Source organism: Thermoplasmata archaeon (assembly GCA_038851035.1).
In the GTDB taxonomy this organism is placed as follows: domain Archaea; phylum Thermoplasmatota; class DTKX01; order VGTL01; family VGTL01; genus JAWCLH01.
Window position 1 is genome coordinate 1 of sequence record JAWCLH010000026.1, and the last position, 14417, is coordinate 14417.

Annotated in this window: 10 protein-coding genes; 4 read left to right on the top strand and 6 right to left on the bottom strand. The window is 63.0% G+C overall.

Translation table 11 applies throughout. The features are described 5' to 3' along the window. Positions 1-378 precede the first annotated feature (378 nt). Positions 379-1296 (bottom strand): ornithine carbamoyltransferase, encoded by a 918-nt coding sequence (gene argF / locus QW379_08230; GenBank protein ID MEM2870388.1) that lies wholly within the window; start codon positions 1294-1296, stop codon positions 379-381. A 97-nt stretch (positions 1297-1393) separates the two neighbouring features. Between argF and QW379_08235 the strand changes: the two genes are divergently transcribed. Continuing rightward, positions 1394-2173 carry a glycosyltransferase family 2 protein gene (locus QW379_08235; protein ID MEM2870389.1) on the top strand — a complete coding sequence of 260 codons (780 nt, stop codon included), beginning with the start codon at positions 1394-1396 and terminating at the stop codon, positions 2171-2173. A gap of 91 nt (positions 2174-2264) precedes the next feature. On the opposite strand, the gene QW379_08240 is transcribed toward QW379_08235, so the two are convergent. From QW379_08240 to hsp20, 4 genes are all read right to left on the bottom strand, one after another. Further along, entirely contained in the window at positions 2265-3749 is a 1485-nt protein-coding gene (locus tag QW379_08240; GenBank protein MEM2870390.1) for a hypothetical protein, read from the bottom strand. 185 nt (positions 3750-3934) lie between these two features. Further along, positions 3935-5368 (bottom strand): adenylosuccinate lyase, encoded by a 1434-nt coding sequence (purB, locus tag QW379_08245; GenBank protein ID MEM2870391.1) that lies wholly within the window; start codon positions 5366-5368, stop codon positions 3935-3937. Between the two features lie 40 nt (positions 5369-5408). Next, on the bottom strand, positions 5409-7619 hold the full coding sequence (locus QW379_08250) for a CDC48 family AAA ATPase (protein MEM2870392.1): 2211 nt from the start codon (positions 7617-7619) through the stop codon (positions 5409-5411). An 88-nt stretch (positions 7620-7707) separates the two neighbouring features. Further along, entirely contained in the window at positions 7708-8352 is a 645-nt protein-coding gene (hsp20, locus tag QW379_08255; protein ID MEM2870393.1) for an archaeal heat shock protein Hsp20, read from the bottom strand. A 255-nt stretch (positions 8353-8607) separates the two neighbouring features. Here hsp20 and QW379_08260 point away from each other — a divergent pair, with 255 nt between their 5' ends. From QW379_08260 to QW379_08270, 3 genes are all read left to right on the top strand, one after another. Beyond that, entirely contained in the window at positions 8608-8838 is a 231-nt protein-coding gene (locus QW379_08260) for a Gar1/Naf1 family protein (GenBank protein MEM2870394.1), read from the top strand. After that, positions 8828-9793, top strand: a complete 966-nt coding sequence (locus QW379_08265) for a transcription initiation factor IIB (GenBank protein ID MEM2870395.1) — start codon at positions 8828-8830, stop codon at positions 9791-9793. Before QW379_08260 ends, QW379_08265 begins: the two co-directional genes overlap by 11 nt. A gap of 64 nt (positions 9794-9857) precedes the next feature. Next, on the top strand, positions 9858-10157 hold the full coding sequence (locus QW379_08270; protein ID MEM2870396.1) for a PRC-barrel domain-containing protein: 300 nt from the start codon (positions 9858-9860) through the stop codon (positions 10155-10157). Between the two features lie 27 nt (positions 10158-10184). Here the strand turns inward: QW379_08270 and QW379_08275 are convergent, their stop codons facing one another. Further along, a complete protein-coding gene (locus QW379_08275; GenBank protein MEM2870397.1) occupies positions 10185-14417 on the bottom strand; it encodes a S8 family serine peptidase in 4233 nt (1410 codons plus the stop codon).

Consider the following 14417-nt stretch of genomic DNA (forward strand, 5'->3'; position numbering starts at 1 on the left):
TGGATACCGGGGAGTTCGTTCTGAAGCTGGAGACGGTTCTGGGCATACTCAAGCCCCTGAGAATACGTACATAGCGGGTTCTCCCGCTCCAGTCAGAGCAGAGGCCCAGCGCAAGCACTGAGCGATTCTGGAAATTCTACGGCAGATTCTCATAAAATGCGATTCTAGCGCTCTATTATAGAGCGGATGGAGTCTAAAGGCCGACTAACTGGGCTGTCGTTTCCATAGGAAATGGGGGTACCTGCGCGGGAACTCAATTAATGCATTAATGCCGGTTATTAATGCCGGTTCTGGGGGAATCTCTTCCCGCGGGCCGCATTCGCTTCCTGTACATGGCCTCCTCTGGTAACAACGGAGCGGGCACCGCCCTTCCGCCCCTCAGCCGATGAGTCTAGCGAGTATGGCCTTCTGCATGTGCAGCCTGTTCTCGGCTTGGTCGAAGACCACGCTCTGCGGGCCATCAATAACATCGTCCGTTATCTCCATCCCCCGGTGAGCGGGAAGACAATGCATGACTATTGCGTTACTCTTCGCGTAGGCTAGGAGGCCGGCGTTGAGTTGGTAGGGGAGGAGGGCCTCCTCTTTCTCCCTCCTCTTCTCTTCCTCGCCCATCGAGACCCAGACGTCCGTGTACAGGATGTCGGCCTCCTGCGCGGCCTCGCGTGGGTCGACGACCACCTCAATGTCGCATCCGGTCTCTTTAGCTATGTGCAGGGCGTACTCGTGCAGCTCCCTGTCGGGCCAGTACCCCCTTGGGCAGGCCGCCCTCATGCTCATTCCTGTGATGGCCGCTCCTAACAGCAGCGAATTGCACACATTGTTTCCATCGCCGACGTAGCAGAGCCTGAGCTTCTCGAAGGCCCCCTTGTGCTCCTTTATGGTCAGCAGGTCCGACATTATCTGGCAGGGGTGCTCCCTGTTGTCCAGGGCGTTGATGACTGGGACAGTGGCGTGCCTCGCGAGCTCCCGCACAGTCTTATGGTCAAAGGCCCTGTAGACGATGGCGTCGACGTAGCGGCTGAGCGTGCGCGCGGTGTCCGCAATCGTCTCGCCCCTCCCCATCTGCATGTCCTTGGGGCTCAGGTATATCGCGTGCCCCCCGAGCTGGGTCATCCCGGTCTCGAAAGAGACGCGGGTGCGCGTGCTGGGCTTCTCGAAAATCATCGCGATTGTTTTGCCCCTGAGTGGCTCGTAGGGGTGGCCGGTTCTGTGCCATTCCTTCACATTCGTCGCCATCTCTAGGAGCAGGGGCACCTCGTCCCTGAGGTCCACCATTGAGAGAAGGTCTTTCTTCAAGCCCTCACCGCGCGATAATCGGGGAGGGTGGATAAAAAGATATCCCGCGCGCGGCTGACAGTTAATATTATCTCCCCAGGCCCCTTTCGCGCCAGAGTTGCCTGAGAAGTCAGCGGCTGGTGGGAGCGAAACCGGGTGCGAGGGCTCGCTCAAAGCCGGCCCGCAGGGGAGAGCTCCCGAGGTCACGGTCATCATCCCGACAATCAACGAGGAGGAGGGGATAGCTAGGGTACTCGACTCCATCCCGGGCTTCCCGGGGCCCGACATCGAGGTTCTGGTCGTGGACACAAACTCGACCGACAGGACGCGTGAGATCGCGATGGAGAAGGGCGCGAGGGTGATTCAGGAGCCGAGGCGGGGCTACGGGAGGGCTTACAAAACCGGTTTCGAGCATGCCCAGGGGGATGTCATCGTGACCCTCGACGCGGACGGGACCTACCCAGCGGAGGAGATACCGCGGCTCGTCGGTACGCTCCGGAGGGAGAATCTGGACTTCATCACTTGCGACCGTCTCAGCAGGCTGGAGAAGGGCGCGATGTCGGCCAAGCACAGGCTGGGGAACTGGATTCTTACAACTTTCATGAACCTTCTCTTTAGGACCGGCCTCAGGGACTCCCAGAGCGGAATGTGGGTCTTCAGGCGCTCCGTCCTTGAAAAACTCGAGCTGACCAGCGATGGGATGGCCTTCTCAGAAGAAATCAAAATCGAGGCCGTGAAAAAGGGCCTCAGGGTGAGAGAGGTGCCGATTGCGTACAGGCCGCGCCTCGGCGAGGTCAAGCTGCGCTCCTGGGCTGACGGAAGGAGGAACTTGGCATTCCTTTTCTCGAAGAGGTTCTCTGGGAGGCGGAAGACCAACGCAGTAAAAGGAGGCCTGTGATTCCGGGTGAGATGGAAGAATTCGCGTTGGGATAAGGGCCCCCGGCCCTCCCGCATTGCCCTTGGCGCGGCCAGGAGAGTGGGCTGAGCCACTAGGTTTTCTGGCGTCCGCTGCGGGGTGCGAGCAACCCTTTTTTCCAGAAGAAGAAAACCGCGGCGACCGCAAGCAGGAGCACCGAGCCCCCCGCCATCCATTGCAAGCCTCCTCCACCCCCAGCGCCCGGCCCGGCCCCGGCGGCAGTGAGGTTGGCGAGCTCGACCCGGCCCTGCGTCCCGTTCCCGTCATAGAGCAGGAGAACGATGAAGAAATTCTCGGCCGGGGAGGCTTTCAGGAAGGCTGTCCCGCGCGCATTCTTGTAGGCCGCGCAGGTGCCGCCGCTGCACTCCTCGCCCGTCAGATTGAGGGAGGCGATCGACCAGTTCGTCGCGTTTGAGCCCTCCGTGTTGTAGAGGACATAGCCGGCTGCGATTCCGTCCGCGTCGTCTAGCTCGGCCGTGAGAATCACCCCTCCTCCCGACGCGCTCAGTCTGAGCCCCCTCGCCACCGGAAGGTCGTTCTGCTCGTCGTAGGCGGTCGAGAGTGGGGTGGCGGACTGGACCGCTCTTGGCACGCGGTTGGGGTTGCCCTGGTTCCCGCTCTCCGAGGATGTGTCGTCTGCGTCGTAGACCACAGCGACTGCGCTGACGTCGCCCGGCTTCACGGGAACCTTCAGGTTCTTGGGAACCTCCCACCTTCCGGTGAAATCCCTGCTCTCGCCCGGTCTCAATGTGAAGGACTCCCCTTTGATCGCGTAGCCTCTGAATACATTGTGGTTAAGAACGCTCTTCCCCTCGACCTTGCTGAACGCGGTGACGTTGTCCTCGACCATGAAAACATAGAGGATGCCGTTCAGGGCCTTCGTCTCGATGAGCGCGCTCGTGCCCAAATACTCCGCCCTGACCATCACCGCGAAGCCGGTCCCGTCGAAGAGCTGCCTCACGCCCAGCCTCACGTACTTGAAGCCGCTGCGCAGGGACTGAATCGGGTGGAGGGGGTTCAGGGAGGCCGAGGCACGGGCCTCGCAGTCCTTAATCGCCTGCTTCGCGGTCTGATAGTTCAGCGTCCCGCCGTACATTCCACCGAGCTCGATGTAGCCCCCGTCGAACTCGGCGTCGGGCGTTCCGGAGATTCCCGGCTGGTAGTGTCGCATCCTCTCCGTAGCCTCCTCGCTGTTCAGATCGTCCACGCCGCCACCGTTGAGCTCGTGGAAGACGACGTAGGTGAACGCCTGCTCCGGGTCGTAGCCACCCTCCTCCCAGATTCTCTCCATGTCTGGGTGCGGGCCGCCCATGCAGGACGGGCAGCTCAGGCCAGTGAAGAATTCAATTGAGGGTCTGTGGCGGTAGCCGGCGGGGACAGGAGTCGCGGAGGTGTTGGCGGGACGCTGGGGCGGCGCCTCGGCGGCAGCGACGGCTGTAAGAGTGGCAAGAGTGGTCGGTATGATTATGAGGGCGGCTAGAAGCACCGCCGGGATTGCAGGGGCCGGAGTGCCTAGGGCGGCCCTGTCCGCTATCCTCCTTTCCCCCGTGCTGACCACCTCGCAAAGTTCCAGGCATAAACCCGTTTACGAGTTATATCTAATTTAAGCACATATATGTAAGCACATATATTCAGCCCCTCCATCAACCCCCGGGCTCTTCCGCCGGCTCCTACCCCTTTCTCGCCGCTTTAACCGCCCCTACCGGGAGTGAGCATGGGAACCTCCAATACACTTCAAGTGCTTCAAGTGCGCCGCCCGGTCCCCTTCCTTCCACGTTGTCGTCCCCCCGTTCTCGTCGAGGATCTGGGGTTCGAGCCAGCGCCCGTCCCACCCCTGACCCGGGCCGCTAGCGCCTCTACAATTTCCACCGCCGCACCGATGTAGGCCGAGGGAGCGAGCATGCGCTCCAGCTCCTCCGGGGTTAGAAGCCGGCGAATCTCAGGCTCCCCCATCATGGCCTTCCCGAAATCCTCCCTACCCGAGGAGGTCCTCAGGCTTATCCTCCTGACGAGGCCGTGGGCCTCGCCCCTGTCCATTCCCTTCGCGATCAGGGCAAGCATCACCGGCTCCGCCATTATCTCCCTGCCCGCAGCCTCTAGGTTCGCCCTCATCTTCTCCGTTCTGACCTCCATTCCCCTGACCACGCTGGTCATGTTCCGGAGGATGTGGTCCGTCAGAATCGCAGCGTGGGGAATGAGTATCCTCTCTGCCGAGGAGTTGGTCAGGTCCCTCTCGTGCCAGAGCACGTTGCTCTCCAGGGCCGGAATCACGAGAGAGCGCACGACGCGAGCGAGCCCGCAGGCGTTCTCAGAGACGATCGGGTTGCGCTTCTGGGCCATCGTGGAGCTCCCGACCTGCGAGGCTTCCTCAAATGGCTCGCGGACCTCGTCCACCTCGCTCCTCTGGAGCAGCCTGAGCTCGGTCGCGAGCTTCTCCACAGAGGTCGAGATACTCGCGAGGAGGAGGACGAACTCGGCGTGCCTGTCGCGCTGGAGAATCTGGTTCGTCGCCTCCGGGATTCCGAGGCCGAGCCGCCGCATCACATTGCGCTGAATCTCCAGAGCCCGGGACCCGAAACCCGCGCCCGTGCCCACGGCACCGCTCATCTTGCCCGTGCATATCCTTGGCCTGGCCTGGTCCAGCCTCTCGATGTGCCTCCCGAACTCCGATACAAAAACTGCTAGCTTCAGGCCGAAGGTCGTCGGGAGGGCCGATTGGCCGTGAGTCCGGCCGAGCATAACGGTCCCCTTGTGCCTCACGGCCTGCTCGAGCAGTGCGTCTCTCAGGGATATTAGGTCGGACCTGATGATGTCTAGGGCCTCCCCGAGTTGCAGCGCGAGGGCCGTGTCAACTATGTCGTAGGATGTGGCCCCGTAGTGCACGAACCTCCCCGATGGACCACAGCGCTCTGCGAGCGCAAGGGTGACGGCCATCACGTCGTGCCTAGTCTCCTTCTCGAGCTCCCTGACCCTCTCCAGCGAGACCTCGTTCCGGAAGACCGTGGACGCAATTCTCTCCGCGTCCTCGCGCGGAATCAGGCCCGCCTCCGCTTCTGCGAGCGCGAGCGCAGCCTCGACCTTCAGGAGAGTCCCGAGCCTCGCCTCTTCAGTGAAGAGGCGCTTCATCTCCTCAGAGCCGTACCTGAAGTCGAGGGGGCAGACGCTATTACCGCTCATGATGGGTAATCGCGCTGCAGGTAGATGTGCTTTTTCCGGTCTAGACCCTCCCCACCTCGGGCTGGAAGCTGCGGGAGATTCCAACGAATCGTTCCAGCTCCGAGGCCTTCATCGGCCGGGCTTTCTTCAGCGCCTGTTCGAAGTGGGCCCTCGTCACCATGGCCTTCGAGAGCGAGTCCTTGTCGAGCTTCCCGCCGGCCCTGATGTGCTCGCGTATCGATAGCATCACGGCATCGTTCACTAGAGCCGCTAGATCAGCGCCCGTGAAGCCCTCGGTCCTCTTGGCGAGTTCGTCCAGATTCACGTCCTTGGCCAGCGGCTTGTTGCGGGTGTGGACCTCCAGAATCTTCCTCCTCGCCTCTCTGTCCGGGGGAGGGATGTAGATGTGCCTGTCGAAGCGCCCGGGCCTGAGCAGCGCGGGGTCGACGATGTCGGGCCGGTTGGTCGCGGCGATGACCGTCACACCGGTGAGCTGGACCAGCCCGTCGAGCTCAGTCAGCAACTGGCTAATCACCCTCTCGGTGACGTGGGAGTCGCCGAAGCTGCTACCCCTCGTGGGCGCGATTGCGTCGAGCTCGTCGAGGAAGACCACGCAGGGCGCGGCCTGCCTCGCCTTCCTGAAGGTCTCCCGGACCGCCCTCTCGCTCTCCCCGACCCATTTGGAGAGGAACTCGGGGCCCTTGATGCTGATGAAGTTCGCCTCGCTCTCGGTCGCGACCGCCTTCGCCAGAAGCGTCTTCCCGGTCCCAGGCGGGCCGTGGAGGAGAATTCCCTTCGGTGGCCTCGCGTCCATGTGGGAGAAGAGGGGCCCGTACTTCAGCGGCCACTCGACGGACTCAATCAGCTCCTGCTTCGCCTCCTCGAGGCCGCCGATGTCCGACCACTTCACGTTCGGGCTCTCGACCAGCACCTCCCTGAGCGTGGAGGGCGACATCTCCCTGAAGGCGTCGAGGAAGTCGTTCCACTCGACCGAGAGCTTGTTCAGGACCTCCGCAGGAATCTCGGCCATCTCCAGGTCGATGTCCGGCATCACCCTCCGCAGCGACCTCATCGCGGCCTCCTTGCAGAGCGCGGCCAGGTCCGCGCCAGCGTATCCGTGGGTCATGTCAGCGAGCCGGGGGAGGTCGACGTCCTTGGACAGGGGCATCCCCCTGGTGTGTATCTGCAAAATCTCGAGCCTGCCGTTCCTGTCCGGGATGCCGATTTCGATCTCCCTGTCGAACCTGCCCGGCCTCCGCAGCGCGGGGTCGAGCGCGTTGGGCCTGTTCGTTGCCCCGATGACCACGACCTTTCCCCTCGACTCGAGACCGTCCATCAGGGCGAGCAGCTGCGCCACAACCCTCCTCTCGACCTCGCCGCTGACCTCGTCCCTCTTCGGCGCTATGCTGTCGATCTCGTCAATGAAGATGATGCTGGGGGCGTTCTCCTGAGCCTGCTTGAATATCTCCCTGAGGTTCTCCTCGGACTGGCCGTAGTACTTGCTCATGATCTCCGGGCCGGATAGGGTGATGAAATTCGCGCTGGTCTCACCCGCCACTGCCTTCGCTAGGAGGGTTTTGCCAGTGCCCGGCGGGCCGTGGAGCAGGACGCCCTTCGGAGCCTCGACCCCGAGCCTCTCGAAGAGCTCCGGGTGTCTTAGCGGGAGCTCGATCATCTCCCGAATCTTCTTCATCTCGTTGCCTAAGCCCCCAATGTCCTCGTAGGTCACCCTCGGAATCGACATGACCTCCTTCGCGGGCTTGTCGCTAACGGTTATCCTTGTCTGGACGCCGATGAGCAGCGCCTCGGCCGAGGGGGCCATGCTCACGATGACGAGCTCGAGCTTCCTGCCCATCACGTTGAGCTCGACCGTGTCGCCCCTAGTCACGACCCTTCCCTCGAGCACCTGCGAGAGGTATTCCTCTCCACCCATTATCTTCAGGGGCTCGGTGGGCGCGAAAACAACCTTCTCGGCGTTCTTCGCCTGGGTCCGCCTGACCTTGACCTTCTCGTCTATGCCCGCCCCGGCGTTTCGCCGGAGGGAGCCGTCCATTCTTATTATCCTGCTCCCCGCGTCCTCCGGGTAGCCGGGCCAGCATAGGGCCGCGGTCCTCCTCTTACCCTCCACCAGCACCACGTCCCCGCTCGACAGGCCCATCTGGGACGCAACTTGTGGGTCGAGCCTGACAATGCCCCGGCCCGCGTCCCGCGGCTTCGCCTCCGCGACCTTGAGCGTAACCACTCCATCCTCCTTCTTGTCGCTCTCCGACATAGTCAAACCTCCTCACTCTCCACCGGATAGTCCAGCGTCTTGCGAGAATCCGACTCCGCTCCGCGGACCGCGGGCGGGGCCGGCGCTCTCACTCGATTTTGACCTTCGTGCCCTTCTTCCCTGCCTCGGCCTTCTGGACGGTTATGTCCAGCACACCGTTATTGTACTTCGCTTTCGCGGTGTCGGGAAGAACTCGTGCGGGGAGGCGAATCTCCTTGTAGTACCTTCTCGGGCCTTTCTCGACTTTTATCACCATGAAGTCCTCGCCCGTCTCGAGCTCGATGTCGTTCTTCTCAATGCCCGGCATCTCGGCCGTGATGGTGACGCTCTTCTCGTCCTCACATACATCGGTCAGCGGCTCGCGCACCCCCGGCCCCATGAAGGTCCCCGCAGGGCAAGCGCCGCCCTCCCCTCCAGCGAGCATCCTGTGCGGTATCGCCCCCGGCCTGACGTTTCCGAAGGTCTGGATATGCGGCACGCCGTCGGGGCCAACCCTCATGCTCCAGCCGTAGACGTACGGACCGCCCGAGTGCTCGGGACCGAGCTCCCCGTGCAGGGCCTTCTCCATCATGGCATTCATGTAGGCCCGAATTCTCATTAGCTGCTCGTCGAAGTCCCTGAAGAAGTCCTCCCTGAAGCTGAAGAATGGGTCCTCGAACGGGTCCCTCTCCCAGTCGTCCGCCCTCTCTCCCGGCCTCTCTCCCTTTCTTTCCTTGCGCCTCCATATCGTCATCAACACCACCCCGGTTGTTAACTTTTTGTTATCTACCTATTGTCAGTGCTTATATAAATAGTTTTCGGTTGGGTGTGTGGTGCCGCGGCGCGCGGCGCGATCTTATGACACTCCTCCCTGAGAGCCTTTCCCATCCCTTATATAATATCATTCCGGTAAATTTTATTTATAGATGAGATTTCATTACTTAAATATATAGAAAGTTATATATATGACAATCCAGATAAGCCCTGGTCAGACCGGCAGGGAGTTGCTGTGAAGGCCCTGGGACGCGTTCTCACAGTTTCTCACACGGGGCGCCTCATCGTGCGCGCCAACTGGGCGCCCGAGCTGGGCTCTCATGTAGTAGACCGAGAACTCAGGGTGATAGGGACAGTGGCCGCCCTCCTCGGGCCCGTCCATGCACCTTATGTCGCCATTAAGCCGGCGCGCTCCCCGGGCCAGACCCTGCTCAGGCTGATCGGAAAGGATGTCTATGTCAACTGAGAGAGAGAAGAAGGCGGTGTCGAAGAAGAAGGAGCTGGCCGAGACCGACGAGATACACAGGTGCCCCGAGTGCAACAGCGCCCACCTGGTGAGGGACTACGAGAGGGGTGAGCTGGTCTGCGAAGAGTGCGGCCTAGTGCTCGACGACCAATTCATTGACCAAGGGCCCGAGTGGAGGGCGTTCGACGCCGAACAGGGCGAGAAGCGAGCTCGGACGGGAGCTCCGATGACCTTCACAATCCACGACAAGGGCCTCTCCACTGAGATCGGCTGGAAGAACAAGGACTCATACGGCAAATCCATACCGACCAGAAACCGGGCCCAACTCTACAGGCTCAGGAAGTGGCAGCGGAGGATAAGAGTGAGCAACGCCACGGAGCGCAACCTCGCCTTCGCCCTGAGCGAGCTCGACAGAATGGCTTCGAGCATGGGCCTGCCGCGCAACGTGCGCGAGACTGCGGCGCTGATATACAGAAAGGCGGTGAACAAGAACCTGATTCGTGGGAGGAGCATCGAGGGGGTCGTGGCAGCCTCGCTCTACGGCGCCTGCAGGCAGTGCTCGGTCCCCCGGACCCTCGACGAGATCGCCAGCACATCGCGCGTGGGGAGGAAGGAGATAGGGAGGACCTACCGCTTCATGACTCGAGAGCTGCGGCTCAAGCTCATGCCGACGAGCCCAGAGGATTACATATCGCGCTTCTGCTCCGAGCTCAAGCTCAGCGGCGAGGTCCAGGCGAAGACGATGGAGATTCTTAAGCAGGCCAACGACAAGGAGCTGACCTCTGGCCGCGGGCCCACGGGCGTGGCGGCGGCCGCGATATACATTGCGTCCATTCTGTGTAACGAGAGGAGGACTCAGCGTGAGGTGGCGGACAAGGCGGGCGTCACGGAGGTCACCATTAGGAACCGATACAAGGAGCTCACCGAGAAGCTGGGGATACAGATACAGCTCTGATCGCGGATATGGAAAACTATTATTATAGAAAAACAGATACGAGGTCAAGCCGGGGGTGCGGCAGATGCTCGAGGAAGTTTCGGAGATGATAGGGCTGCAGGTCTACACGAGCGGCGGGATATTCCTTGGAAACGTGGCCAACGTGATTGTGGACATCGCCGAGGCAAGAATCGACGGGCTCTTCATCACCGACACGAACCCCCTCCTTGTCGAAGATTCGAAGAACGTGGCCGTGCCCTATAGATGGGTTCAGTCGATAGGTGATATAGTAATTCTCTCTTATTTCCCCAAGCGCGTTGCCCTGCGGAAGCCCGCTGAGCAGAAGCCAGAGGAGGGGAAGGTCCTCCCGGCCCCACCCCAGTAATGCCCCCGACCCAGCCCGGAAACGCTACTATTTGAGCCCCCCGCCAAGCCTCGCCAGAATCTCGTCTATCTCTCTCTCAACATCCCTCTTCGGCGAATCGGCCCGCGCCCCCTCTCTCCCAATATTGTCCTCGCTCCTCCGAACCGCTTCCGGCTCCTCTCCGAGGTGCTCCTCCATCGCCCCACTTTGGCCGACAGGAGCGCGGCCCTCGTGGGGCGCGACCCGCCAGGCACCGTCCTCCGCCCGCCCCTCTCCGCCGCGCTCCGGAATTCCGCCCCTTCCATCTTCCTCGACGTCTAGGAAAACGGTCTCCATCGCCGGCGGAGTCCCGGTCGCCCCTGTGCTTCCGCCGCCCGTCCCCTCCCTCCCCGCCCCCTCACTCTCCACCCCCGGGCCGGCCAGCTCATAAGGCGGCTCATAAAGCATGCCTTCCTCATCCAGCCCCCCATCCAGCCCCGCCCTCCGCCTCGCGCCGGCGAAGGCGACGGCGAGGGCGAGAAGGGCGATAGCGATTATCAGCAGCAGGGGCCAGTTCTTCGAGAGCCACCTGACGGTGGGGCTCTCCGCTGGAGGCTCAGGCTCTTCGACGGCCGGCGGGGGCGGCTGCACGATGGGCGGCGCGGGCTCCGCGGGAGCTTTAACCAGCTCGATCCTGAGCTTCTGCGTGGCGAGGCTAGAGGGGGAATTCCAAGAGACTGCCGTCACGACGAGGGCGTAGCTACCCTCGCTCTCGTTTGCTGGGGAGCGGGCCCTGACCCTCATGGTGGCGTTCTGGCCAGCCCCCAGGACAATCCGGGAGGGCTTTATTGTCAGGCTCCAGCCAGGGAGGGCGCTCTCGTCGGCCTCGAGAATAAAGGTGTCCTCGCCGTTCCCCGTGTTCTCCACGACTACTTCAAAATCCGCCGCGCTGCCGGGCTCGACCGTCTCCTTGTTGACGGGTGCGCTGAGGCGAACCCCGTAGTACTGCTTCACCAGCACGCTCGCCTCGAGCTCCGCGGTGACGTTCGGGTCAGCGCCCGAGACCGCGCCTATCATGAGCTCCATCTGCCCTGCCGGCGCGTCCTGCGGCACAAACACAGTGAGTCTCTCGGTGGCGTAGTCCCCCGGCTCGATCAGCGTCACCGGGCGGCTCCACTCGCCCCTCCAGCCCTCCGGGAGCTCTGCGCTCAGCGCGATGGCGTCGGGGCCATTGCCGCGGTTCCTGACAATCACCGTGAGCTCGCCCTCGCCGCCGGGGTTTATCGCGTTGTTACTGGCCGCGAGCTCCAGCTCGATGGCCGCGAGCTGGCGAACGCGGGTGGTGACCACGGTCTCGGTGGTGCCGTTCCTGCCATATGAGCAGCTGACGGTGATGGAGGCCTGCGAGAGGGCCCGGGCCCCCCTGGGTGCGGAAACGATGACGGAGAAGTTCTGCGCCTCGCCTGCGGCGAGTCTCAGCCGCTCCGTCGAGAGTGTGGCGCCCCATCCGTCCGGGAGCCCTCTCAGCGCCAGCAGGGGCTCGTCCGGGCCGTTGCCGGCATTCCGCACCTCGAGTCTATGGACCTCGGTCCCGCCCGGCTCCACCCAACGCTCCTCCCCAGCCGCGAAGAGCTCCATCATGAATACCTGATTGACCTCGACAGTGAGCCAGAGCATTGCCCTGTGGGTGAGGTTGCCACCCGAGACGGCGCTGGCGCGCATCGAGACCCTCTCGAACGCGGGAGCGTCCCGGGAAACTTCGATGTCCACTTTCACGCTCGTTCTCTCGCCGGCGCCCAAGTTCACCGACTCGCTACTGAGGGAGGCGCTCCAGCCCTCCGGGAGTCCGCCTTCAAGCGAGAGGGATATCGTGTCAGGGGCGTTGCCCGTGCTCAGCACTTCGAGCTCGAAGCTCGCCCTCCCTCCAGGGTCCGCGCGTAGCTCAGGTGCTTCACAATGAAGTTCGACCCCGTAACCCCGGACAAAAAAGGGTGTGATCGCGATGTTGTTATCCCTAGTGTTCTCGCACAGGGTCATGAGCGGGTCGACCTCGAGACTGATGGTGTAGTTGCCCCTCAAGGCGCTCCAGCCTGCACTGACGGAGGCGGCCGCGCCCGGACCGAGGCTTTCCACCTCTCCGGAGGCGAGCTCGCTCGTGTCATTGTCGGGTCCGGTGAGGAGGAATCTCCAGGCGACGCCCGACAGAGGGAGCAGGCCCACGTTTGAGACCTCGGCGGAGAAGCTGACGAAATCACCCTCCGCCGGGTCCTCGGGAGCAACGGAGATTCTGGAAGCGGCGGCGTCAACCGGAACTACCGAGGCATTCCCGATCGGGCCCGCTATCACGAGGGAGTAGTCCTGCGGCCCCTGCGGGACGTTGTAGCCCCGGACGCCTGCGAGCCAGCCGCCCTGCGCCGGGGAGGCTATCCTCACGACCTCGACGTTGTTGACCCTGTCGGCGGTGCCGTTGGGCCGGGAGTAGCTGCTCTCGAAGCTGTTCCCGAAGTAGACGGTCCCGTTGGGGGCAATGACGACTAGGTCCAAGTCGTTGACCAGAGCCCTCGAGGCCCCCGGGGTGCCCGGCACATCCGTCCAGACGAGCGAGACCTTCAGCTCTCCCGCGCCGGTGATGTTGAAGGCGTAGGTCCTCCCGAGCCCCGTGCTTATAGGATGGAGCTGGTCCTCGGTCCAGATTCTCCTGCTGGTCTGGTTGAGGAGCGAGCGGGCGAGGTTGAGCCTGCCCCAGCCCTGACCGCCGTCTGGGTAGCTCCGGCCGCTCATCGGGTCCGCGCCGTTGATGAGCAGATTCTTCACCATCGCTGGGCTCGGGCGGGAGCCGCGAGTGATGCAATAGTACTCGTTGACGACGACAGCGGCGCCGGCCGCGATGGGGCAGGACATGCTCGTCCCGCTCATGCTCACGTACGAGTAGCGGCTGTCGGCGCTGCAGGAGGTCACGCCCGCTCCCGGGGCCACTATGTCGGGTTTGATTCTGCCGTCGTCGCAGGGGCCGCGGCTGCTGAAGCCCGCCACGCTGTTTCCGTTGGAGTTGTCCGTGGCGCCGACAGAAACCACGTTCTTTGCCGTAGAGGGCGGGTCCACCGTCCCTGCTCCATAGTCGCCCTCGTTGCCGGCTGAGAAGAAGACGGATATCGACTGGTTCCCCGGGAGGCTGAGATCAGAGTCCCTGACGAGGTAGTCGTAGCTCTCGCAGCTAGAGTCGTAGCTCCCCCACGAGCCCCCGCCCCAGCTGTTCGAGGAGACCACGGCGCCCGAGGCGGTGGCGTCCCTGCAAAGGTAGTAGTAGGAGGTCTGGGGGGAGAAGGCGAGCTGGCCAACAAGGCCCGCGAGAGGAGCCATTCCCGCGTACCTCCCCACCGTCCCGGTCTGGCCCGGCCGGTAGGCCCCGTTGCCCAAGACGCTTCCCGCGGTGTGGGTTCCGTGGCCGTAGTAGTCGACCCAGTTGGAGTAGCCGTAGGCGTAATAGGCAACCTTCTTTCCGTCGAATGCTGGGTGGGTGCCGTCCACGCCTGTGTCGGCGACGGCGGCGACAAAGCCGGCCCCGGCGTAGCCCTCGAACTTTCCTGTCCCGGGGTTGTATCGCCAGAGGGACGATGTGCCCCAGTCGTAGGCTCCGTCTGGGGTCGTCCTGGCCCGGATTATCTGTGCGGCGTTGTAGTTGGTCGGAGAGGGGGGATTGTAGTCCTCGACCCACTCTACCTCCGGAAGGAAGGCGATTCTCACGGCGAGCTCATAGCTCGCCTCAACGCGGAGGAGCAGGGGGTCCGCGAACCAGACCACCGCGCCAAGGGTCTCGATTTTTTTCGAGAGCTCTCTGGTATCTGCGCCGGGGAAGGGGCTCACGCTCCTGAGTCGCGGGGCCGCGGACCTGTCCATGTTGGGGCTGAGCTTGTAGCCCGGCTCGTACACGCCGGCCCAGCGAACGCCCGGCAGGCCCCGGAGCTCGCGCAGGGAGTGGCCCGTGGTTCTGAGAACGAGGGCATAGTCAGGGATATACCCCAGAACCTCGCCCATCTCCTCCAGCACTGACCGCCGCCCTTCCGTAATCGGGCCGTCGAATTGGACGATGAATACGCCCTGCGTATCGCCATCGGGTAGTCTGAGAACTTCAGGGACCGCTAGGGGCGAGGCGAGGGGGTCGAAGGCGCCGGCCCTGAGCCAAAGGCGGGGCCCGACACCGGGGTCCTCGCCCGGGTCACCGCCGCTGGCCGAAATCAGGCCAGGAAGGGTCAAGAGCAGGGCGAGGTACGCGGCTACCGGTCTCCCGATTCTCCTGCTCAT